Origin of the sequence: Providencia sp., assembly GCF_040396775.1 — a bacterium.
In the GTDB taxonomy this organism is placed as follows: Bacteria; Pseudomonadota; Gammaproteobacteria; order Enterobacterales; family Enterobacteriaceae; genus Providencia.
The window spans coordinates 180,475-203,058 of record NZ_JBEBNT010000006.1; the positions used below are offsets into that span (position 1 = coordinate 180,475).

General features: G+C 38.3%; 26 protein-coding genes and 2 pseudogenes. 19 read left to right on the top strand and 9 right to left on the bottom strand.

The features are described 5' to 3' along the window. Window positions 1–535: 535 nt before the first annotated feature. From ABWP91_RS09550 to ABWP91_RS09560, 3 genes and pseudogenes are all read right to left on the bottom strand, one after another. On the bottom strand, window positions 536–766 hold the full coding sequence (locus ABWP91_RS09550; RefSeq protein ID WP_353243072.1) for a hypothetical protein: 231 nt from the start codon (window positions 764–766) through the stop codon (window positions 536–538). An 83-nt stretch (window positions 767–849) separates the two neighbouring features. Then, on the bottom strand, window positions 850–1,815 hold the full coding sequence (rlmF, locus tag ABWP91_RS09555; protein ID WP_353243073.1) for a 23S rRNA (adenine(1618)-N(6))-methyltransferase RlmF: 966 nt from the start codon (window positions 1,813–1,815) through the stop codon (window positions 850–852). 590 nt (window positions 1,816–2,405) lie between these two features. After that, window positions 2,406–3,173: pseudogene (locus ABWP91_RS09560) on the bottom strand (integrase domain-containing protein); the annotation flags it as partial. A 674-nt stretch (window positions 3,174–3,847) separates the two neighbouring features. Here ABWP91_RS09560 and ABWP91_RS09565 point away from each other — a divergent pair. Then, window positions 3,848–5,470: an AAA family ATPase gene (locus ABWP91_RS09565; protein WP_353243074.1), complete on the top strand. Its 1,623-nt coding sequence runs from the start codon at window positions 3,848–3,850 to the stop codon at window positions 5,468–5,470. Between the two features lie 212 nt (window positions 5,471–5,682). Here the strand turns inward: ABWP91_RS09565 and ABWP91_RS09570 are convergent, their stop codons facing one another. From ABWP91_RS09570 to csrA, 3 genes are all read right to left on the bottom strand, one after another. Next, complete coding sequence (locus tag ABWP91_RS09570; protein ID WP_353243075.1) at window positions 5,683–6,858, bottom strand: Arm DNA-binding domain-containing protein; 1,176 nt, start codon at window positions 6,856–6,858, stop codon at window positions 5,683–5,685. Continuing rightward, on the bottom strand, window positions 6,813–7,034 hold the full coding sequence (gene xisR, locus ABWP91_RS09575; protein WP_239979312.1) for an excisionase family protein: 222 nt from the start codon (window positions 7,032–7,034) through the stop codon (window positions 6,813–6,815). Before xisR ends, ABWP91_RS09570 begins: the two co-directional genes overlap by 46 nt. A gap of 168 nt (window positions 7,035–7,202) precedes the next feature. Next, window positions 7,203–7,394: a carbon storage regulator CsrA gene (csrA, locus tag ABWP91_RS09580; protein ID WP_353243098.1), complete on the bottom strand. Its 192-nt coding sequence runs from the start codon at window positions 7,392–7,394 to the stop codon at window positions 7,203–7,205. Window positions 7,395–7,532: 138 nt separating this feature from the next. Here csrA and ABWP91_RS09585 point away from each other — a divergent pair, with 138 nt between their 5' ends. Beyond that, window positions 7,533–7,964 (top strand): ECs1072 family phage-associated protein, encoded by a 432-nt coding sequence (locus ABWP91_RS09585; RefSeq protein ID WP_353243076.1) that lies wholly within the window; start codon window positions 7,533–7,535, stop codon window positions 7,962–7,964. A gap of 243 nt (window positions 7,965–8,207) precedes the next feature. Here ABWP91_RS09585 and ABWP91_RS09590 read toward each other — a convergent pair whose 3' ends face one another. Continuing rightward, window positions 8,208–8,417: a hypothetical protein gene (locus tag ABWP91_RS09590; RefSeq protein ID WP_353243077.1), complete on the bottom strand. Its 210-nt coding sequence runs from the start codon at window positions 8,415–8,417 to the stop codon at window positions 8,208–8,210. A gap of 350 nt (window positions 8,418–8,767) precedes the next feature. Further along, the gene (locus ABWP91_RS09595) at window positions 8,768–9,325 is read right to left on the bottom strand and encodes a helix-turn-helix domain-containing protein (protein WP_224120099.1); all 558 of its coding nucleotides are present in this window, start codon (window positions 9,323–9,325) and stop codon (window positions 8,768–8,770) included. A gap of 146 nt (window positions 9,326–9,471) precedes the next feature. Between ABWP91_RS09595 and ABWP91_RS09600 the strand changes: the two genes are divergently transcribed. The 17 genes and pseudogenes from ABWP91_RS09600 to ABWP91_RS09680 all read left to right on the top strand — a co-directional run bounded on the left by ABWP91_RS09600 (window position 9,472) and on the right by ABWP91_RS09680 (window position 19,534). Then, a complete protein-coding gene (locus tag ABWP91_RS09600) occupies window positions 9,472–9,693 on the top strand; it encodes a helix-turn-helix domain-containing protein (RefSeq protein ID WP_006657725.1) in 222 nt (73 codons plus the stop codon). A 50-nt stretch (window positions 9,694–9,743) separates the two neighbouring features. Further along, window positions 9,744–10,394: an antiterminator Q family protein gene (locus tag ABWP91_RS09605; RefSeq protein WP_502935803.1), complete on the top strand. Its 651-nt coding sequence runs from the start codon at window positions 9,744–9,746 to the stop codon at window positions 10,392–10,394. 96 nt (window positions 10,395–10,490) lie between these two features. After that, the gene (locus ABWP91_RS09610) at window positions 10,491–11,675 is read left to right on the top strand and encodes a hypothetical protein (RefSeq protein WP_353243078.1); all 1,185 of its coding nucleotides are present in this window, start codon (window positions 10,491–10,493) and stop codon (window positions 11,673–11,675) included. Between the two features lie 152 nt (window positions 11,676–11,827). Continuing rightward, entirely contained in the window at window positions 11,828–12,028 is a 201-nt protein-coding gene (locus ABWP91_RS09615; RefSeq protein ID WP_353243079.1) for a phage holin family protein, read from the top strand. After that, window positions 12,009–12,578, top strand: a complete 570-nt coding sequence (locus tag ABWP91_RS09620; RefSeq protein WP_353243080.1) for a lysozyme — start codon at window positions 12,009–12,011, stop codon at window positions 12,576–12,578. The genes ABWP91_RS09615 and ABWP91_RS09620 overlap by 20 nt, the downstream gene beginning before the upstream one ends. A 58-nt stretch (window positions 12,579–12,636) precedes the next feature. After that, window positions 12,637–13,014 (top strand): hypothetical protein, encoded by a 378-nt coding sequence (locus tag ABWP91_RS09625; protein WP_353243081.1) that lies wholly within the window; start codon window positions 12,637–12,639, stop codon window positions 13,012–13,014. Further along, the gene (locus ABWP91_RS09630; protein WP_353243082.1) at window positions 12,989–13,174 is read left to right on the top strand and encodes a hypothetical protein; all 186 of its coding nucleotides are present in this window, start codon (window positions 12,989–12,991) and stop codon (window positions 13,172–13,174) included. Before ABWP91_RS09625 ends, ABWP91_RS09630 begins: the two co-directional genes overlap by 26 nt. A gap of 140 nt (window positions 13,175–13,314) precedes the next feature. Beyond that, window positions 13,315–13,575, top strand: a complete 261-nt coding sequence (locus tag ABWP91_RS09635; protein ID WP_353243083.1) for a hypothetical protein — start codon at window positions 13,315–13,317, stop codon at window positions 13,573–13,575. A gap of 11 nt (window positions 13,576–13,586) precedes the next feature. Continuing rightward, window positions 13,587–14,438: a hypothetical protein gene (locus tag ABWP91_RS09640; protein ID WP_353243084.1), complete on the top strand. Its 852-nt coding sequence runs from the start codon at window positions 13,587–13,589 to the stop codon at window positions 14,436–14,438. A 233-nt stretch (window positions 14,439–14,671) separates the two neighbouring features. Next, window positions 14,672–15,019, top strand: a complete 348-nt coding sequence (locus ABWP91_RS09645) for an HNH endonuclease (protein ID WP_353243085.1) — start codon at window positions 14,672–14,674, stop codon at window positions 15,017–15,019. A gap of 355 nt (window positions 15,020–15,374) precedes the next feature. Beyond that, window positions 15,375–15,674 (top strand): annotated as a pseudogene (locus tag ABWP91_RS09650) (KilA-N domain-containing protein); the annotation flags it as partial. 18 nt (window positions 15,675–15,692) lie between these two features. Then, window positions 15,693–16,085, top strand: a complete 393-nt coding sequence (locus ABWP91_RS09655; RefSeq protein WP_353243086.1) for a phage tail tip fiber protein — start codon at window positions 15,693–15,695, stop codon at window positions 16,083–16,085. Continuing rightward, window positions 16,082–17,092: a DUF6453 family protein gene (locus ABWP91_RS09660; RefSeq protein ID WP_353243087.1), complete on the top strand. Its 1,011-nt coding sequence runs from the start codon at window positions 16,082–16,084 to the stop codon at window positions 17,090–17,092. The genes ABWP91_RS09655 and ABWP91_RS09660 overlap by 4 nt, the downstream gene beginning before the upstream one ends. A gap of 67 nt (window positions 17,093–17,159) precedes the next feature. Continuing rightward, window positions 17,160–17,984 carry a hypothetical protein gene (locus tag ABWP91_RS09665; RefSeq protein ID WP_353243088.1) on the top strand — a complete coding sequence of 275 codons (825 nt, stop codon included), beginning with the start codon at window positions 17,160–17,162 and terminating at the stop codon, window positions 17,982–17,984. 119 nt (window positions 17,985–18,103) lie between these two features. Beyond that, window positions 18,104–18,553 (top strand): phage tail fiber protein, encoded by a 450-nt coding sequence (locus tag ABWP91_RS09670; RefSeq protein ID WP_353243089.1) that lies wholly within the window; start codon window positions 18,104–18,106, stop codon window positions 18,551–18,553. A gap of 173 nt (window positions 18,554–18,726) precedes the next feature. After that, window positions 18,727–18,996: a type II toxin-antitoxin system TacA family antitoxin gene (locus ABWP91_RS09675; protein WP_353243090.1), complete on the top strand. Its 270-nt coding sequence runs from the start codon at window positions 18,727–18,729 to the stop codon at window positions 18,994–18,996. Window positions 18,997–19,003: 7 nt separating this feature from the next. Further along, window positions 19,004–19,534 (top strand): GNAT family N-acetyltransferase, encoded by a 531-nt coding sequence (locus ABWP91_RS09680; RefSeq protein WP_353243091.1) that lies wholly within the window; start codon window positions 19,004–19,006, stop codon window positions 19,532–19,534. A gap of 1,741 nt (window positions 19,535–21,275) precedes the next feature. Here ABWP91_RS09680 and rlmF (ABWP91_RS09685) read toward each other — a convergent pair. Further along, window positions 21,276–22,241 carry a 23S rRNA (adenine(1618)-N(6))-methyltransferase RlmF gene (rlmF, locus tag ABWP91_RS09685; protein WP_353243073.1) on the bottom strand — a complete coding sequence of 322 codons (966 nt, stop codon included), beginning with the start codon at window positions 22,239–22,241 and terminating at the stop codon, window positions 21,276–21,278. Between the last annotated feature and the right edge of the window lie 343 nt (window positions 22,242–22,584).

Here is a 22,584-nt window from a genome sequence, read left to right on the forward strand (position 1 = left end):
ATTCCTTTTGTATCTTTACGCTTTGTATCCGTTCTAACAAACTATTTCACCATGATGTAAATATACATTATGGTAAATATTAGTTTTATGTTCATAACCTATTTTGACAGATAAGTCTTTCATATCTGCATTATTAATTTGCAATGTTTATGAAAAAATACTTATAACCTAATGGGGTTTTTAACTTACGAGACGATACACTAAGGCTAAATCCATGAATCAGGGATGATGTCTGCTTTGGGCACATTGCAGCAATCCAGACAGGATTAAACCTTAACTATGAACCAATAAAATATTGGGTTAATAAAGCATTGAAAGCGAGCTAGACTGCGAGTTTCAAGTTCCCAAAATTCTCACGCTTAGATTTCATTTTTTCTTCAAGACGACGAGACTCCTGCCTTGTTTCAATAGCCGTAGAAGTTGTCACTGCTCGAATAAGTTGAGTACGTGTTGGTTTTGTTGCTTGAGTTAATTCATTCTTGTTCATACTTATCTTACTTCAAACTAACGATGGTACATTATTACCATCATTTTTTTATATGACCACATAATTACAAACTCTATTAATAGATAATGCCAGTTTAAACAAAGCACGCTCGTAATCTTTTATTACTGGCTCATTATCTGTTTTAAAGTTTTGAGGTGTTGCCATTTGCAAAGCTGCATATGCCTGACCAAGCAATGTTGAAAAATTAGTATTAACTGGAATCTGAACACCAAATATTGAATAAATAACTTTTTTAAGATTTTTAGTATTGGAAGACATATTGAGAATAACGCAACATGCAGAAATTGAAAGGGAAATGCTAAGTTTTATCAGTGCCGGTTAAATAACCGGCACCAGGGAAATTAACGCCAGCGTTCTGTCGCCCAGGCGACCTGCTGTTGTGCGTCGTGGAAAGTCCAGGCCACGAAGCGACTGATTTTTTGCCCCTGCGCCATTTCAATGGTGCGGACTTCGGCCGCACCCACCAGCTTCAACGCGTGATAAATCGAAGGTAAGGTCGTATTTTTAGAAATCAACGAGGTGAACCACAGGCAGTTTTGCGCCAGGCTAACGCTCTCCTCTACCATTTTACGCACAAAGGCTTCTTCACCGCCTTCACACCATAGCTCTTTATTTTTGCCGCCAAAGTTCTGTACCGGCGTGTCGGCTACCTCGCCTTTACCCAGCTTGTGCAGTTTGCGGCGGGTGCTGGCTTGCGCTTCCTGTTCAGAGCTGTGGAACGGTGGATTACACAGTGTGGCATCAAATTTCTCCGCCACGCCGATGATGCCGTTCAAAATAAATTCGGGTTGTTTTTGTAAACGCAGGCGCACGCCGTTTCTCAGTGTCGGATTCATCTCCACGATCATTTTGGCCGAATTGAGCGATATCGGATTAATCTCCGAACCGGTAAAACGCCAGCCGTATTCACGCAGGCCAATAATCGGATAAATACAGTTGGCGCCAACACCCACATCAAGGATCGCCACGCCTTTACCGCGAGGGAACTCACCGCCGTTGCTGGTCGCCAGCAGGTCGGCCAGATGGTGTAAATAGTCGGCACGCCCGGGGATCGGCGGGCACAGATAATCGGCGGGAATGTCCCAGTGTTCAATGCCATAAAAATGTTGCAGTAATGCACGGTTGAGCATTTTAACCGCCGCAGGATCGGCAAAATCTATCGAGATGTCGCCCCAGGCGTTCGGCTTGACGAACGGCTCCAGTGCCGGGCAACTGGCGATCAGCGCCGGGAAATCATAGCGTGAACGATGACGGTTACGCGGGTGCAAGCCGCTTTTCTGCTGCAGGAAGGTTTTCTTTTTTTCCACCGTGAAGGGCTCTCTTAAAGGTATTTCTGACGCGTACGATACCATATACCCTATAGCTTTCAAGTTGCAGCTAACAGCTCGGGATGAAACCGTATTAAGCCTGCATTCAGAGTTTATGCCGGAATATCCTGCTCTTTATACCCAACGTAATTCAAGATGCAAGAAGGCGGCAAGGGAAGATAAACAGGGAACATACATCAGTATGTTCCCTGGCTGAGTGCGGCCAACCAACCTGCAGTTGGAATGAATAAGGATATATATCGTTCGTTTTCAGCAATAAACTGCCTAGATGTAAGATTCAATAAACTGATTTGGCCAAATTGAATACATTAACGCCAAACATGGAATAACTAACACAAAATGTAAATCGGCCAACTAATAATATCTGCACATAATTGGATTATATTCCATTATTAAAGTGTCCTGTTTGATTAAAGCTGATCAGTCAGAACATATCGATTTAGTGATACAAAAAGTATCTTTGTAGCACATAACTAGCTACTAGCTCATGTTTAAACAACATCTGCTATTAGCACAAAGCTGACATCTAGACGATGCATAGCTCTGTACCATTATAGTGCAGTTCAAATTCGAACTTCAGCGGCTTCGGCAGGGCGCGAGATGGTGAGTAGCTGCCACATGAACAGGCATCGAGTAGATAGGCTAATACTAGCTGTACGCATTGTCTGCATGAGCTTTGGTAGCTGATCAGGTGGAATACTTGGCATATTCTTTTTCTTGGGTTTTTCAAAAGCCTTGCCAATATTGATACTCGGTACGGCATCAATTAAGCCAGTATTTTGAGCATAGATCATCACTTCGTTGATACGCTGACAAAGGCGGCGAACGGTTTCTAATGCGCCTCTGGCTTGAACCGGTTGTATTGCTTGAACCAATATATGGGCTTTGATATCAGTAACGCTGATGTCACCAATGGCAGGGAACACATCTCGTTCGAGTGAGCGCCAGATATCATTACCGTAGTCTTCTGTTACAGTGGACTTCTTCACTTCCCACCAACGTTCAGCAACTAATTGAAAGGTATTTGCCTTAGCTTCTAAGCTATTACGGACTTGCTCTTTATGGTGATCTTGTGGGTCTATCTGTTTTGCGAGCAGTGTTCTTGCTTCAAGGCGATAACTACGTGCATCAGCAAGGCTGACGGCAGGGTAAGAACCAAGGCTCTTTTTAGCTCGTTTCTTAGTGAGAGGGCGAATGTAGCGAAATGACCACAGCTTGCTGCCATTGGATTTAACCAATAGTTCTAATCCATCGCCATCATAGAGGACATAATCACTCTGTTTTGGCTTTGCTGCGTCGATCTCTTTTGCTGATAAGGGTTTGGTTTGTCTTGCCATTTTTGATGTTTCATTGTTTTTAGGCACCTCAAAAACTATAAAGGTTAACGAGGTGCCTAAGATGATTGGATTTAATTAGGTGACATCAGACTGCGCAGGACATAAAAAAAGCCCGCAACTCATTGAGTTAGCGGGCTTTTTAGTCTTCTCTGGACGTCCTTAGAAGATAATTTGGTGGGCTGGCGGGAGTTGAACCCGAGTCCGTAATTTTTTAATTAATTGATTATTAAAGAGTATTTACAAGAGGCTTCAATCATGTGCACTAAACTTGCATATGTAGGTCATTGTCTAGCCAGTTAGAAGGTGGGGTTTTAGATGCAAATTGAGTTTGTTTGTCAAAATAGTGTATTGATAATATCGTTCGAACTCAATTCTGTCTAAATTTTATTAGATGTGAAGACTGGGTATAATATATAGCAGGTAACTAACATCGAGCTCAAAATAGTATTAATCAATAGAAATTCTTTGATTCAAAGAATTAGAAAACTATAGTTATTTTATTTGTAATCCTAAAAATTATTTAAATTTCAAATGATTAAATGGTATTTTTGGGTTTTGATTAATTAGACTTGCTAAATATATTATTAATAATAAACTATTTATAGTCATTTATATAAATTGATAAATAAATCTTAAATTATTAATAGGTTAGTTAGTTAATTAAAGGATAACATATGAGTATTAACATTGAAATACCGTCCATTTTGCATCAGAACAGTCCAGTAACAATCAATAAAGGAGGAGTTCTGTTTGTTATAGGGGCAAATGGCTCAGGTAAATCGTCTTTAGTTTATCATCTTATAAAGTCAATCAGTGAAGAAGCTAATCCAGTATTAATATCTGCTCATCGTCAAGTATGGTTTGATGATAAGGTAATAGATATGTCTAACTCTGAATACCAAAATATGGCCAAAGGTATGCTTGATAATGCTAAATATCTTAGCGAATTTAGATGGAAGACAAATGATACAAGGCAGAATAAATTACCTATTATTAGACTTAAAAAAGCGGTAGGTAGAAGAAATCGGTTGATTTCAGATCTAGTAGATATGAATGATTTTGAGAGTGCTAAAAAAATTGAAGAGTCACCAATAGATAAGATTAATTCAATTCTTATGGCTTGCGATATTCCTATACAAATTATTTTGGATGATGAAGATAACCTTTCAGTAGTTAATCATAGATATGTTCCTCCATCTGAATACTCGATATCAGAATTATCAGATGGAGAAAAAAATGCCATTTCAATTTCTGCTGAAATTATATCAGCATTATCAGGAACATTGTTCATTATTGATGAGCCAGAACGCCATTTACATAAATCTATTTCATCTCCTCTGATTACACAACTAATTTCAATACGACCGGACTGTTACTTTATAATATCAACACATGATATTTCTCTAGTTTCAGATATGGATGAATCTCAGGTTGTAATTCTTAAATCGACTCAATATGAAAATGACATTGCTGTTGGGTGGGATTTTGAGTTACTTGAGGATCCCACATTAGTTCCTACAGATATAAGAAAAGATATACTAGGTTCTAAAAAAAATATTTTATTTGTAGAAGGTATTAATTCAAGCTTAGATATCGGACTATATAAGTCCATATTTCCAGAAGTAACAATTATACCAAAGGAAGGTTGTGATGATGTATCTATTTCAGTTAATGGAATCCGTAAAAATGAAAGTCTAAGCTGGGTTAATGCAATAGGTATAGTGGATAATGATAACAAAACACCTGAAGAGATAAATAGTTTAAAGGGTGATAAAATATTTACGTTGAAGGTACATTCTATAGAATCTATTTTTTATAACCCAAGGATGATTGCTATATTTATTGAAAATTACCAAGAGCTACTTGAAATAAAACATGAGGCACTTGATGAAATATTTAAAAAAATAATTAGTGTGTTAAGTAATCAAGAGAAAAGAAATGATTTATGCACACTAGCTGTAAACAAAAAGGTACGCTGGAAGTTTAACGAAATTATTCCAAGCCATAAAGATGGTTTTAGAAATATAACAATAGATATAAAAGCTGGTGATATATTTAATGATGAGCTAAAATATTATAATGAGACGATTGAGAGAAAAGATATACAGGCTCTTGTCGAAAGGTATTCAATAAGACGAACTGGATTGCTTAAAGATATAGTTAAAATACTGAACTGCCCTAATAGAAAATTCTATGAAACTAAGATAATAAAATTAGTTAGAGAAAATGAGAACGCAAGAAACTTGGTGTTGGAATTTTTAGATGGTTTGGATTTGGAATTTAATACTGATGAATAATGAGTTTTATAAAAAATTTAAAAGTAATAAATTTATTGTTAGTCTGGATTATTCTAAATGATAAATTAAACTCACTTTCTGGTATTTTAATTACATCTGCCACTTAAGTGAGTTTAACAGTAATGAAATAAATAAAAAAATACTAACGATGAACATAAGTAATCTCATCGTATTTTAAATAATGAATGAAAGAATTTACTATGAAACTTATATTAGTTGTAGTTTAGCTTTGTAGTCATACTATTCCCATCATACTCTTTAAGATATCCTCCATAATGCCTAAACAACATCTCAGGCCCTTTATGTCCCATTTGTCCTGCTAGCCAAAATAGGTTAGCGCCTTGGCTAATATGCCTCGTGGCAAAGGTATGCCTTGTTTGATAAGGATTGCGATATCGAATACCTGCTTTCTTTAGTGTTGGCACCCATGCTTTTTTCCTGATCGCATCAGCGCCAGTCCAAGCTTTATTTGTTTTCGGATCTTCAAAAATCACACCATCTTTCAAGAACGTGAATTGCTTTTGCTCATGTAGGGCATTCATGGCCTCACTATTCAACTCTACCTTTCTAGTGCCAGCTTTAGTTTTGGTTTTCTTAATAACACCAACTACGCTGGCGGATTGCACGTGTGCAGTATTTTCTATGAAATCGATATCACTCCATCTTAATGCACATAATTCAGAGCTTCTTAACCCAGTATTAATGGCAAACTGAAATAAGTTTTTCCATTGCTCATATCTTGCCGCAGCAAGTAGGGCTGATACTTCTTTAGGCGACAAGGGATCAACGATATAACTGCTTTCATTGGCACTGTTATTAGATTGATACCTTGAAGCAGATACAAGGCTTACAGGGTTAATTGACACAATCCCATCAGTAATGGCCTCATCTAGCGAGCTACGTAAGAAAGAGAGCTGATTACGGATGGTTTTTAATACTGTCGTTTGTTTTTGTATCCAGTTTTTTAGTATTGCCGGTGTTAGTGATGAAACATGTAATTGATGCAAATCAGACAAGGCGCTTTTACATTTTTTATAACCACCAATCGTAGAGGGCGATAAATTTCGAGTTTCGCAAATAACTAAATACTCATCTAAATAATCAATCACTCTTTTCTCACGATTATTAACACCAAAAAGCATTAGTTTTTTAGAATTAGGAAAATATTTTGAATAACTAAATGTGCCTTTTTCAACATTATTTTGAATTTCAGCGAGTAGCCTTTCAGCATATTTAATGTTTTTGTTATCGACCGTTAGTCTAGATAAGGGCTCCCTACACAGAACCCCTCTATAAGTGAATGTAATAACCAAAGTATCTTTAGTCTTATTTTGACGAATAGTTACGCCTCTTGGCAATAAGTATCCTGTTTGTTTTTTCTGGCCCATTTGTTGACTTCCTTTAGATCAATCCAGCGCTCTTTCGAGCCCTCAACTTTCAAAATATGAACTCCCTCATGCCAGAACTGCCGTTGCACTCGTTTATTGATTGCATCTGTTGTCTCACCAAATAGCTCGCAATACTTAGAAATTGGTAAGCATTCAACGGAAAGGCTTGTATTCATAATTATCTCCACATTCTGCCGCATACAGATTAAGTAAATTTTAGCCGCACAATAAATAAGACCACTGACAATATATAAAGACATATTACCTAGTATGGACTGACATAAAATCAGTGGCCTTATGTATTATGAAAAAGGGCGGTGCGATACCGCCAAAAACTACAAGGGTCACTTATTACTAGCAGTGGCGTTTTTAATTTCTTCTTGAATGGCGTTATAAATCTCTTGTCGATGCACGCCAACATCTTTTGGGGCTTCGATACCGATCCGCACTTGGGTACCTTTGACGCCTAAAATAGTAATTTTGATATCATCGCCAACCACCAGTGTTTCACTTGGTTTTCGCGTAAGAATAAGCATTCCCATACTAAGCACTCCACACAGTTTATAAGGTTACCTGAACTAACTTATCCACATCAGGCGGCTGTGGTTCCTGCTATTCCCCAACAGAAGGAACTTTGTTATATTCGAACTCCCCAACAATTTAGGATAAGTTAAATGTCTAATTACGCATCTTTATGGTTGTCTATAAGAAATTCGCTTTGTGACCACCATGACATCGCAACCAGCTCTTTTGACCAAAATGACATTAAAGCCCAGCCAATAAGAAAAAAAGCATACCTATTATTTCTTATTGAAGTCGTAACATTTGAGTACAGAAAAAATGAAATAAATATATGGTTTAAGCAATCATTTGATGGAACATTAGGTTCGTTCATTTTCAACAAAATAGGTTTGCTTCCTGACCAATATGACAAATTATCTGATAGTGATAGAGTTGCCATTTTACAGAAGTACCTTACCGAATATCCTCTTCCCGAAGCGGTTCAAACTTACTTACAAAATCTTTTAAGGCCATCAGCTTCTGATAATTTTGATGTAGATCTTGCTGGAGGATGGACCCTTGGTAGTGGTTGGCAATATCTATAGCTGCATTAGCTGATATCTCCGCTGTTTCTATTGCTCTTTTCAAAGATTCAACACAAGAATTAACCCAAGCAGCACCTTGATGAAAGCTCACAAATGGGTAAAAAGTATTATTTACTGAACGGTACAAATCAGAACCTGTAAGCTCACCAGGGTCAATTTTTCTTAAATCGAATTGACCTTTTTCCTCGCCATTTTCGCCAATTACTCCACACATATCTAATACCCCACACATTTAAAATTCAGTTAAGCATTAATAATGACTCGGCAACGTTCAGACTGATCGAAAATATCTTCATCGAGCTTTTCTAGTTGCCGCTGCAGGTAGACTTGCTTAGCTTTAAGTGCCGCTAACTTTTGGAGTTCAGCGGCTTTTTCCATAATCCATGCCGCAGCATCTTCTTGCGACATAGCAACGCTGAAAGTGACGATTGGTTCATTTGAATTGGTTTGCATTGTACCCACCTAGTCGTTTGTATCGATAAGACAAATATAGCAATGGGTATTAAATATAGCAATGGGTATATTTTATTTATTTTTGTGCGATGTGTATGATAATGAAATCTAAGAGGTTATTTTTTCATTTTCATAAAAATACGAAAGGGTATTAGAATTAACATAGAATAATTCTTGCAAATTTTACCTGAGAATATAAAGTATAAAACAATTTACTGTATAAATATACAGTGAGAAACCAAAAGCTATGATGTTATATTCGAGAGGAATGAGACGATGGTGATAGTTTTGGTGAGAAATGGGGTTGGTGAGTATAGAGAGGTGCTTGTTAGTCAAAAAGAAAAAACAAGCTACCTTCTGAAATCACGAACAAGAAAGACGACAACACCGATAAATTGTGCAGAGGATAACTCAATTAATGGCACTCTGTTATCATCAACTGATAGGAAGCCGTGACTACCACCATCTAAAAATTTATATACAGAAATAGAATTGTTAACCTGCGCTATCACAAGATCCCCCGTTCCTGGTGTTATCTCAGTATCTACGATAGCAATACTTCCGTTCGGTGCCTCAGCGCACCCCGTATTGCGACTCAGTACATACGCACGATAAGATGGTAATGGCTTACCCATAGGGGATATAACGAAATCATCAGTTTCGCCCGATTCATCCCAAACTGAAATGTTAAGAGATTTATCTAGTCTAAACTTTTGCTCACTATTAGGGCCTTCCATTTCGCCAATACCATTTGCCAACCAATCAACATTCACGCCAAGAGCATTAGCTATATCAACTAATTTTACAGATCCTTTAGCTTTTCCATTCACTAAGCGCCAGATTGTAGGCTGAGCAACACCCGATGCTTCAGCTAAAGCACCTTGCGTCATATTGCCTCTATATTTCATAGCCTCTTGGAGGCGTTCAGACAGTGTCGTTTTCATGAATGCGAATTTATAGTCATGCGTATTAAAAATCAAATTCTCATTGCTATTGTATAAATTAATACTCATTGCTATTATTTATCTCACGACAATACTAAAAGGGTTAAAAAATGAAAAACAAAGCAATACAAAAAGCAATTGATATTGCTGGGGGGCAAAAAAAATTAGCTGACTTGTGTGGCGTGAGCCAGCCGACGGTTTGGCGATGGCTTCATGGTGGCGGTGTAGATGCAAGATTGGTTATGTCTATTGTGAAAGCCACCAACAATGCAGTTTTACCTCATGAAATAAGACCAGACCTTTATGAATTAATTGGGACAGGCAAACAATAACAAAACCAATTAACTGAGTTAACTACAAACAAAACAAAGGAATTGTAGATATGTGCAAACAAACATTAAAAGAAGTCGTGAAAGAGATGTGTAAAGCATACCCCGGTGGACGTTCAGCGATGGCTGGTGCATTGGGTATGACAGAAACCACGTTCAATAACAACTTGTATGAAAAAAACGGCTGTCGTTTTTTTGAGCGTGAAGAGCTTGAGGCAATGGAGGATTTATCTAATGCGTTATGCGGAACGCAGGAGACTTTTTGCATGAGAGATATTCAATTAGTTTTACAAAAATGGGCTGGTTGGGCGAGTGATAACCCGGGGGTTGATTATTCTCATATTGCCGCAGGCTTTAAAGGCTTAATCGCAAACAAAGAGCTATCAAGGGAATCATGCAGCGATGATGACGGAATAACCATCGATAGCGTTATTGCGAAACTGCGGCAAGTTAGAAAAGAGGAAGAGTTAGAATTAATTGTTTTGCATTACCTTTATGGGGTGTCAAAACGCAATATTGCCAAGGAATGGAAAATGAGCGAAGGGCGAATTCGGCAAATGATGCAAGTCGCTGAGGGCTTTGTTGATGGTTGTCTAGCCATGCTGGGGGTATCCCTAGAAATGGATTCTGAGGTAATTAATAAAGTAAAAGGGATAGATAGTAAAAAAGTATTAGTGCGCTACGCAAATTCGATGCTATTGTGATAAGAGTGAATACGTTGTAACCGAACTTATATAGAATAAACCTCGCCAACAGCGGGGTTATTGTTTATCATTCTTCTATTTTTTTGAGGTAATATAATGGATGGTAATTTTCTGGAAAAAAATTTTGATAATATAAGGGAAGTATTAGATAAAATAAATGAAGATGACTTTATAAAGCAGTCATCATTATTATTTTCAAGCGAATTCAAAGAGAATAATGATGTTAAATTATATCTTTATGATTTTTATAAAAAAATAAATGATGTTGTTTCTTGTGTAAAAGAAAATAAAGGGCCCTTTGAAAGTATTTGTCAGGTGTCTAATCGGTATGAATTTAACAACGATTCCATAGGAAATAATGATGTAAAGTATCTTTTTGTAATGTATATATATTTAATGAGGTTTTTAATTGAATATACATACCGGAATCCTGATAATTATTATATGGAAAGAATGATTTATGCAATAGAGGATTGCTATTCTTTAGATTTTATCTATAAAAATATTGATATATATGGATTGAAAGTAACTTATATTTACTTGAAGAATTCATTTTTAGCAAAATTGATTCACTTAGACATTAATAATGTTGATTTTAAAGTAATGAACTTAAAAAAACAGGATGGACTAATCGAATTAGCTATCAAGAAAAGTGAGGAAATATCTAATAAACACAATGAATTAAAAAGTATTGATGATGACTACTTTGATAAATTTAAAAATAAATTGAATGAAATTAGTCAAGAACTAGAATCTGGTATATTTTCTAAAGTGGAAATAATAAAAGATCTAGATGAAAAAGTTAATCAGACAAATGATAACCTAACTTTAAAAGGTCTAAGTGAAGCATATAGTTTACTGGGAACTGAAAAGAATAAGGAAAAAATCAAGGCATCTAGGGTGCTTAAGTGGTCAATTTTTAGTGTGTTTGCACCACTAATTATTAGACTTATGACTCTACCTTTTGATGTTAATTACAGCATCTATGGTTACATATTAACAGGGACGGCTACATTAATTTTTATCTATTATTTTAGGGTTGCATTGATTAACTATAACTCTATTAAAGCTGAGTTAAATCAAATAAATCTAAGAACTACGCTTTGTATGTTTATCCAAGGGTATGTTGAATTTTCACAAAGAAATGATAATCATGACTCGTTATCTAAATTTGAAAGTTTAATATTTTCTAATATTGTTTCTGATGATAAAAATATACCTACAACACTTGATGGACTAGATCAGTTAGCTAAATTGATCGGTGCATTAAAAGCAAAATAAATTTAGACCTAATTACCATAAAAGGCTGTGCATTGCGCAGCTTTTTTCGTATATAGCCATAGCAAGTCAAATTTAACATGTTTAATTACGGCAATGACATTGCTGGTGGCTTTCTATTAACTAAACATCGGAACACTCCGCAGGGGGTGGATATGCGTATGCACGAAAAATACTCAAGCCCCTTTTCTTATGCTCTCGGAGTTATCACCACTGCTGCTGGGGCTTTATCGTTAGACCAGTGGGCGGTGCTCATTGGAACCATCTGTACAGTCGCCACATTTTTGGTGAATTGGTACTACAAACGGAAAGAATTCAAATTAAGAGAGGCTAACAGTGGCAAAGATACCAAATAAAATAAAAATGGCTGCTGCAGCTGGTGGGCTGATGACCTTAACTGTTGCAATGGTTACAGAATTCGAAGGCTACGAGCCCAAACCTTACCGTGATGTAGTTGGAGTTCTTACCGTGTGTTACGGGCACACAGGCTCTGACATTATCCCCACAAAAACCTACACAAAAGCCGAGTGTGATGCGTTGCTAGAAAAGGACTTGGCAATTGTCGCTAAGACTGTGAACCCTTTAATTAAGGTTGATATTCCTGATTACACCAGAGCTGCACTTTATTCATTCACTTTTAACGTAGGAACAGGGGCATTCTCACGTTCTACGCTACTTAAAAAGCTCAATGCTGGTGACCAAGCTGGCGCATGTAATGAACTTAAACGCTGGATATATGCAAGGGGTAAGCCGTGGAAAGGGTTAATGACAAGACGAGAAGTAGAAAAAGCCGTATGCCTTGGCGAGTTCGCTTATGCATATCCGTTTTCATTATCGGAATCCCATTCTACTTGGCAGCTGGCGTATATGTACTCAGAGACGATACCTGCAGTACCGACAAGGTAAGTTTAGAAAAGCGATGCCAAAAAGCACTAGATCATTACCGAGGTAAGCAGGTGAACTTATGAAGATAGATAATTCATTCTGGTTATTTCTTATGGTTGTCGGTTTAGGCTGGTGGGCTACAACGCTTTATGACAGCAACGTTTCAGTAAAAAAAGATAATTACAATCTCAAACAAGATAACGTCAGGCAAAGTGAAGTCATTGCTAAACAGTCACTGCAGTTTAATAGTTTTAATCTCATAGCAACTTCAGCACACCGCAATGGTATTCAAGCCGATGCAAAGGCACAGGAGAAAGTCATTGAATATAAAACAATACTCCAAAAAGAGTTTTATTGTGATGCTCTTGTGCCTCAGCCTGTTGCTGATGGCTTGTTCGAGTACACAAACGAATTACGTTCCCGCGCAATGCGTGCCAATTCCAGCAACGCTAACTAATTTAGTGATACCTCCGCTACCGCCAGATAGTGATGGTAAAACGCTATCGCCAGAAGCGTCTGTATTGTGGAACAAATTACTGCTTGCAGCGATAGAGAAAGCTAATGAGCAGCTTGATGCTATTCGAGAAATTGAAGCTAGTAGGAATGATGTTAAATAGTATTAACACAGGGAGTTCATTATAATGGCTACTAAGAATGTAGTATAGTTTAATGTATTTATACAAAAGAATGTCGAGATGTATTTTGTTTGATTAGGTATAATTCGTTCATTCAACAAATTATTCTGAGTAGAAGTCAAATGAGTGACAAAGTAAATCACTGGATAGATATAGCTGAGCGAGTTATAAATATAATTAGACCTAAGACCTATAATACTATTGCTAAGGTTACTGTTCTTATGGGCTTAGGCCTGATTAGTGAATCACAGATTAACTTTATACATGCAATAGTTGCAGCATTTTTTGAGGAATATATTGGTAAATCGGAGATTCTTAGAGCTGTTCTGGCTGTTTCAGATAGTCCAACTGCAGGTTTTTTTCTCTCGTTATTACTGGTATGATTTATCACATAGTGGTAACGCTGGGTAACGAATATATAAATACAAAAAAATCAGAATTACCTAAGTATCCAATGCTAAAGTTTTTTTTCGAAAACAGAAGTGAAAGTTCATTTCGGAATGGAGAAATAACTTTAAATGAGCCTAAATATACTTTCGATCAATATCAAAATATTCCTGACTATGATGAGCCAGTCAAAAATATAGAAGATGAGTTATTAATTAAGGAAACAGGATTAAGCAGGGCTATCAAATTGCTCCCAGAAGCTCAATTATATGGATACCATCCATATCAACAAAAACCTAAAGTTAATAAAAGACTTTACAAAGAAAGATTAGATATCCTACAAGAGTGGCTAGGATATGAGAAATTAAGCCTTTCTATTGCTAACGATAGTGAGATATTTGCAAGTGGCATTAGAGTCAAGATTTGTATTCCTAAAAATGAGCGAATTATGATTAAAATTATAGGAGATAAGATACCAAAAATACCTGAGACTCATATTTACATTCGTCCAATGGGAATGCATCATAATAATTATTTTAATGATCCACTTCATATTAAGTCACAACCATTTATTACGGAGTATGATGATCTCTATGAAATTAACTGGGAAAGAGCAAAGCTTCAGGCTAATACCGTTACTAAAAATGGTTTGGACTTGCTGGTAAAAGTTAACGATCCTATAGATATAAATTACACTATATTTTGTGACCAGTTGCCTAGACCTTTCAATTCCAAAGTAACACTCCATCCATCAGAAAATATCAGAGCTATAGATCTAGCTGATATTATTGAAGATGATAATTTTGAGCGTCTATATATCAGTATCCACGAGACGTTTAAGGAAGACTCGGATGATTAAAAAGTATAGTGTTAATATTATAAAATTAAAAATTTTATTAAATTATGTTATTTATTATAATTAATTTGTAAAATTTTGTTATCGTATTTTTTGAGGGATACTGGCTGGTTCACATATATGTCTTAAGCTCCAATAACTATTCGGTATGACTTAATTCAATATATCTATCTAGAAGATAGTTTTAAATAGCCACCAACTAATCATTGGTGGCTATTTTATTTGTGGAGAAAGTTATGCCGCCACGCGTCCCCAGAGCTTGCCGTAAACATGGTTGCAGCAAGACAACCACTGATCGTAGTGGTTACTGTCAAGAACATATGAACACTGGATGGGAAAGCCACCAGCCTGGTAAGAGCCGTCATCAACGTGGTTATGGCTCCAAGTGGGATAAGATACGGCCTCGCATCCTTCAGCGTGATAAACACCTTTGTCAAAACTGCCTACCTCGAGCTGTAGAAGCCAAGACTGTCGACCACATCATACCTAAAGCACACGGTGGTACTGATGATGATGGTAACTTGCAATCACTATGCTGGCCTTGCCATAAAAGAAAGACAGCAACAGAGAGATTACGCAAATAGCTGTTATATATGAATATTTATACAAATGATAATGGTTATCATCTACGGGGAGGGGCGGGTAAAATCTCTACCCCTCTCGCCCTCTAGGACTGCCGCTTCAGGTGAATTTTTATACCCGCGAAAAATGAAATTAAAACTGGCTGATTGTTTAGCCTAATTTATGTATCGAAAATCACTGGCCTCGCAATTGCGGGGCTTTTTTATACCCGTCATTTGGTGCACTGCATGCGCCGTTATTTTTAAACATCGAACCTGTACTTAGGAATGAGCCTTGAGGTGATCAGTTATAGCTGATGTTGCTTCGATGGGCTGGTTTCCTATGCAGTAAGGTTCATTGCTAAGTAAGGTAAACATTATGAAATACCCAAATGTGAATGTTAATGGCGTCTCTGTGAGAGTTGATAGCGTTGGTCGGTACAATTTAAATGATTTACATGCCGCAGCGGTTGCAGATGGAAAAGCGACAGAATCACAAAGACCAGGAGAGTTTTTAAAATCCAAACAAATAAGACGGTTTGTCAAAGCGTTAAGTGATGCGAAGAAAATCGCATCAGTGGAAACAATCAAAACTGGTGCAAATAAAGGGTCTTGGGGATTGGAATTGATCGCTATCAGATATGCAGCTTGGCTAAATCCAATATTTGAAATACGAGTATAATCGTATGATGCAGCCATGTTAGTTGGGGCTGGTGTTAAAAATGGTAAAGTGGTGACGCAAATTGGTTTCAGTGCGGATACATTCGGTATTTTCAATCCCTCCAGCGGCAAGTTAGAGCCCGTATTTTTTGTCGAAAATGGCCAAGTGTTTATGAATGAAGCTTTTATTAGTAAAGCTTACATTGAAAAATTACTGATCGGCATGGAGATCCGCTCTAAAAAATATGAAAAAGGTAAATCAGGCTATAGGCTTGACGCTGAAACTGGTAGCGCTGAATTTAACAAGCTTGAAGTTTACGGTAATTTTAAAATCAGTGGTGATGCTGGAAAAGTGTTATTAGATGAAACTGGGCTGATGATTTATGACTCATCGGGTCGCTGGGCGGTTAAAGTTGGGAGGAGACCATGAGTGATATGGGGTTGTTTATCAACCCAAAAGATGGTGGCAAGTCAATTGAATTAACAAAAGATAATTATCCCCTCACCTTTATTACTAAAATCACGACACATCCTCGATACCCGCAAAAGGACAACCGAAATAAATCTGTGCATGTTCCCGGCTTGTCCAAATATAACGTGGTGATTATTCCCTCTGCATTGTGTCACTTTCTAGCTTACGGAACAGTTCAGATGGTGAGAGTTGGAAGTTACTGGACTTCAGGGGATACATTCTATTGTTACTACGATGAATTTGGGGGGCCAGATGGGTGGTTGCCGGGTAGCGATGGGGAATCGCATTTTTTCTTGTACGGCACATTGAAAGATAACCCTGCAGACACCTATGGGCTTTTCTTAAATGCGGGGGCTTCTTCGGCAATTGATAACTTCAGAAGTGTCACCCAAGAGAATGAGGTGGCTTACTGTGTTTATCGACAGAAAATCTATATCAATGCAACTAACAATCGGGGGTATTGGAGCCTCCCGAATGATATTCCTAACCGCAGCTCAGCATTGGTTTTTCTAAGACCAGAAAGCACTGACCAAATCCTCAGGTATGACCGACCTAATAGTCGGGTCATTACTTACCGTTCTGGTTGGATATATGTTGTGGTTTTTTCATATGGACTTAATTTACAACCTAGTGATGGATTAACCATTTGGAATCGAGAAGGGAAAGTGGTTTTCACCTCTGACTATATGCCTTTCTTTAATAATGGCCACACGATTAAAACCAGCGGAAATGTTGCGACAAGTTCATTTTCAAAACCCATGTTCAGCATGGATATGCCCAATACATGGTTAGAAATCGAGAGGATAAATGTTAACTGTTATTTGTCAGGGTTTAGGGTTGAAGGTAATAAGTTAATCGCAAGCCGAATGTGGACGATGGACACTTACCCCAGCTATGCAAACTATATGTACAACGAAGTTGTGTATGCCAGTTCATATTGCATAGATTTTAACGATTATTTTTAAACACTAATTTTAATAAACAGGCCGCTTAACTGCGGTTTTTTTTGTATCTAAATTTCGGAGAATCAAAATGTATAACATCGGTACAGTCACAACAACTGCAAACAACAATAAGCTGGTGGGCACGGGTACAAAGTGGAAAGAGAACATTAATGGCATTAAGCCCCAGCAGGTTATTCAAATTGTTGTAGGCGGCATTGTCTATAACAGCAGTATTCAATCAATTGAATCAGACACGGCACTCACGCTTAATTTCCCGTTCCATGCTGCTGTTAAAGATGCGAAATACGTTATTTTAACAACGATGGTTAATTCAGTATCTTCAGCGGCAAACTATATGGTCGCACTGAATACCTCGAATATGCATGCAAGGGATGTTGCTAATGATTGGATGACCAAGGATGGCGTTATTCCAATGACGGCCCCTGATGGAACAAAAGTCAACATACGCACTGCAAAAGAAATGGATAAGAAGCTAGATGGGAAGCTTGATAAAAAAGGAGGAACTTTAAATGGCGGGATTGCACTTCCATCAATTACCGTTGTAGAAGGAGTCAATAATAATCGATTGAATTGTTATGGAGCTAGGGAGAATGATGACAGCTCATTGGCTTATTATCAATATAATACTACGGGCGGATCATGGTTCGGCAAGCTAGAAATTCCAAGAGTACCAGCAGGAGCTACCGCTAAATTAATGTTAGTTGGTGATTATGGCCTAGGTGCTGCTGGATTGCCTCAATATGCGAATATGGGGACTGCAGTTGATTACAGGACTGGGTTTTACGGCATTGGTGGAACTGATACAGGTAAAATACCTGGTAGCGGGGGGGTTGTAATATCGTTCAAGTGGGGGCTGGAAATTACTTTTTTCAGCTGGGCAAAACAACATTAGATGACGTAGTTTATTTTCGCTCAGTAAAAGCAAGTCAACTTGGTAGTTGGATTAAAATATGGTCAGAATCAAATACAACTAAAGACTCAAACGGTAACTTAAAAGCAGCATCACCGATTGTGAAACTATTCTCTGATGACTTTGAGTTAAACGACGAATCTGAAGGCGTTGAAATGGAACACCTTGGTGTTGGCCATTACCGCATTAAAGGTGTTGTGGGCTTTAATGCGGATGGTGCATGGGGTATCAATAACGGCTTTGTCATTCCTCAAGACCATAACGGCAAAAACATGGTTATCATTGATTACGAGGTGAGACCAGATGGCGATATTGAAATTTTTGTTTTCCACCAACAGAACGCAGATATGCCAGAACGTTTCCAGAACAAGCGCATTAAGCACTTTGATGAAGAAGGCGTGCCTGTTTACTTCGAAAACTACGAACCTTGTGACGTACCTGAATCGCGCTGGATAGACATGCGTGTCGAAATGCCTCCTAACTCACTCTACAATCAAAAGCTAGCTGAAGCAAAGAGGAGCGCGGAAGAAGAAACTATGTGTAATTTATAGTTGAATTCTGCGCATAACAGTAATATTATGAGTGTACGGGTAGGTTCCGTACATAAATATAATCCAAAGTTCTAGGCTTAAGCCAAGAAAAATATAGAGAGCCAAAGGCTCAAACTTAACACGAGGAGTTGATTGCCCTTCCTATATCACGGGCGATCAGGGAGAGAAAGAACATGTCAGCACTGAGAAAACAGCGCATCGATTTGAGACTAAGCCAAGACGATAAAAGCATGATCGAAGAAGCGGCTGCAATGAGTAACCAGTCTATTTCACAGTTCATGGTTAGCATTGCTTCACTACGTGCAGTGGAAGTTATTGAAAAGCACCGCCGCCTGACCCTCAGCGAGGAATCATGGAATTTGGTTCAGGATGCAATAAGTAACCCACCATCACCAAGCAGTCGGTTGAAACGAGCAGCTAAACGTCTACAAAATATGGAGTAATATAACAGTGGACGATTTAAAGCTAGAGATGTTTTCTGAGGAAAAAGAGTATGATTTAAGTAGTTTTGATTGTGGAGAAAATAGCTTGAATGATTTCCTCTCTGAACATCTGAAGCGCCAGCATAATGCTAAAGTTTTGCGTGGCTATGTACTTGTTACAAAAGAAAATAAGCAACGAGTGCTGGGGTACTATACTTTGTCAGGAAGTTCATTTGAAAAGATATTACTTCCGAGTAAAACTCAGCAAAAGAGAGTGCCTTACAAGAACGCTCCAAGTGTAACATTGGGGCGTTTGGCTATAGATATAAGTATTCAGGGGCAAGGCTGGGGTGATTTGCTTGTTACTCACGCTTTGAAAGTTGTTTATCAAGCATCAAAAGCTGTTGGTATTCATGGAATGTTTGTTGATGCATTAAATGATAAAGCAAAGGCATTCTATCATGGAATGGGCTTTATACAATTAAAGGACGATCATGAAAAATGCTTATTTTATCCGACAAAATCTATTGAACTACTATTTGAACAGTTAGATGAATAAATTAAATTTTTACTGAAATTTGATCTTATGACTATTTGGCTAAACATAATCTGACAGTTATTAATATAGATAGCTGTCAGATTGTTATTCGTACAACTTCTTGATTTTAAAACTAAGATATGGAATTAAATTTAATCAATATAACTAGCCGATTTTTTTGAAATAAGATCAAAATGAAACGGCGTGTTTTCCCACAACTTGAATATTTCTCTTTTTTCTTTCAAGAAATCATAACTATTATAGTATTTTTTAGATACTTTTGGCCTTTTGTGGTTTTTTTAGCATATCTCTCATTTCTTAGTTTATCCTTATTTCACCAGTCAATGCTTTAAATGGCAGGCTTCTGGGTAAAAATCCAATGAAACAGAAACGTATCTAATTGAAATTATTTATTTGACTTATTGAGATAATCCTTACCAAAATTACAGGAGGTCCGTTTAGCTTTGAATTTTTTTATGAATTTCTAATATTCTTTAGGCTACGCCCCATAAATTCAGACAACATTTTATAAACCTATTGACGGAACACTAACCGTTATTAATTGATAGGGCTGGTGGCTCCCAACATAGATTTATTTAATCTAACCATTGTAAAAAATCTTTCTGCAAAACTATTTATTATGTATTGATCTCTAAGTAATTTATAAACAGATAAGTATAGGCATTATAAGGCTGTATATGTTCGATATGTTTATAAAAATTAATGTGTTGCTTCTTATATTTGATTGTGGTGCTGCGCCATATGGGTTAGATTTAAATTATAGGGAGAGTGCTTAACATAGGTGAATGGTATCTATGCTCAGAAGGTAATAAAAAAGCCCACTGAAGTGGGCTTTTAGTAACTCTCAAATGCGCGTGCATTTCACGTGCACTTTCTAGTCTTAATGTTGCCAGTGTCTAGTCCAACTGATTTCGCTAACTTCCTGTTTTTAAACCTGTTGTCCTATCACTGACCCACCAAATTTGGTGGGCTGGCGGAGTCTGAACTAGGCTTTTATTTCATTGATTTTTAAGTAACAAAGTGCAATTCAACTTTTAATTTGGGCCTATTGTTGGGCCTAAAGTTTATTTTGATGTTTTTGAGATGTGAGCTAAAAAGTTGTTTGCTATTCTAACATGGTTGATTAGTGAAGTGAGCAATAAGATTTGGTGGGCTGCTTTGAGCGAAGATCGGACATTCACGGTCACTGCCACTTGTATTACCCAACCCCCACCTGATGTTCTCGCTGCTGATAGAGGATTACGAACAATTCTAAGCGCCAATAAATGGGGGCTGACTAAGCTGTTTGACCGTGAATTACTTCCGATCCTCTTCAAGTACGATAGATTTTAGTAGAAACGGATTTGATAAATAATGCCGCAGTGAGTACTGCGAGATTATGAGGCTGCTAGTTCTGCCCGTCATTTAAAACAGGAGGGAGGAAAGGAGACTCATGGGATGTATATTCAAACAAGCTGCTCCTTGCGTCATTCCAAGCCTGAATGATTTCCTCCGAACTATGCATCTTCCTTAATGTGTTTATAATGTGGTCATATACCCTTATTCATTCAAACCGCAGTTTGAGCTCTATATATACCGGATTAAAATATCAATTAAGTAAGGTAACTATTGTATTTTGAATAAATAACTTTTTTAAGATTTTTAGTATTGGAAGACATATTGAGAATAACGCAACATGCAGAAATTGAAAGGGAAATGCTAAGTTTTATCAGTGCCGGTTAAATAACCGGCACCAGGGAAATTAACGCCAGCGTTCTGTCGCCCAGGCGACCTGCTGTTGTGCGTCGTGGAAAGTCCAGGCCACGAAGCGACTGATTTTTTGCCCCTGCGCCATTTCAATGGTGCGGACTTCGGCCGCACCCACCAGCTTCAACGCGTGATAAATCGAAGGTAAGGTCGTATTTTTAGAAATCAACGAGGTGAACCACAGGCAGTTTTGCGCCAGGCTAACGCTCTCCTCTACCATTTTACGCACAAAGGCTTCTTCACCGCCTTCACACCATAGCTCTTTATTTTTGCCGCCAAAGTTCTGTACCGGCGTGTCGGCTACCTCGCCTTTACCCAGCTTGTGCAGTTTGCGGCGGGTGCTGGCTTGCGCTTCCTGTTCAGAGCTGTGGAACGGTGGATTACACAGTGTGGCATCAAATTTCTCCGCCACGCCGATGATGCCGTTCAAAATAAATTCGGGTTGTTTTTGTAAACGCAGGCGCACGCCGTTTCTCAGTGTCGGATTCATCTCCACGATCATTTTGGCCGAATTGAGCGATATCGGATTAATCTCCGAACCGGTAAAACGCCAGCCGTATTCACGCAGGCCAATAATCGGATAAATACAGTTGGCGCCAACACCCACATCAAGGATCGCCACGCCTTTACCGCGAGGGAACTCACCGCCGTTGCTGGTCGCCAGCAGGTCGGCCAGATGGTGTAAATAGTCGGCACGCCCGGGGATCGGCGGGCACAGATAATCGGCGGGAATGTCCCAGTGTTCAATGCCATAAAAATGTTGCAGTAATGCACGGTTGAGCATTTTAACCGCCGCAGGATCGGCAAAATCTATCGAGATGTCGCCCCAGGCGTTCGGCTTGACGAACGGCTCCAGTGCCGGGCAACTGGCGATCAGCGCCGGGAAATCATAGCGTGAACGATGACGGTTACGCGGGTGCAAGCCGCTTTTCTGCTGCAGGAAGGTTTTCTTTTTTTCCACCGTGAAGGGCTCTCTTAAAGGTATTTCTGACGCGTACGATACCATATACCCTATAGCTTTCAAGTTGCAGCTAACAGCTCGGGATGAAACCGTATTAAGCCTGCATTCAGAGCTTATGCCAGAATGTCCTGCTCTTTATACATAACGCAATTCAAGATGCAGGAAGGCGGCAAGGGAAGATAAACAGGGAACATACATCAGTATGTGACCCGGCTGGCTGAGTGAGGCCAACGAACCTGCCCACATGTAAAATTCAAATGGCTGTTTTGAGCGAAAAGCGGACGCCCACATAGCGGAACAGGCGTCCGATATTTTGAAGTGGGTAGATTACTTAACCCGCTTC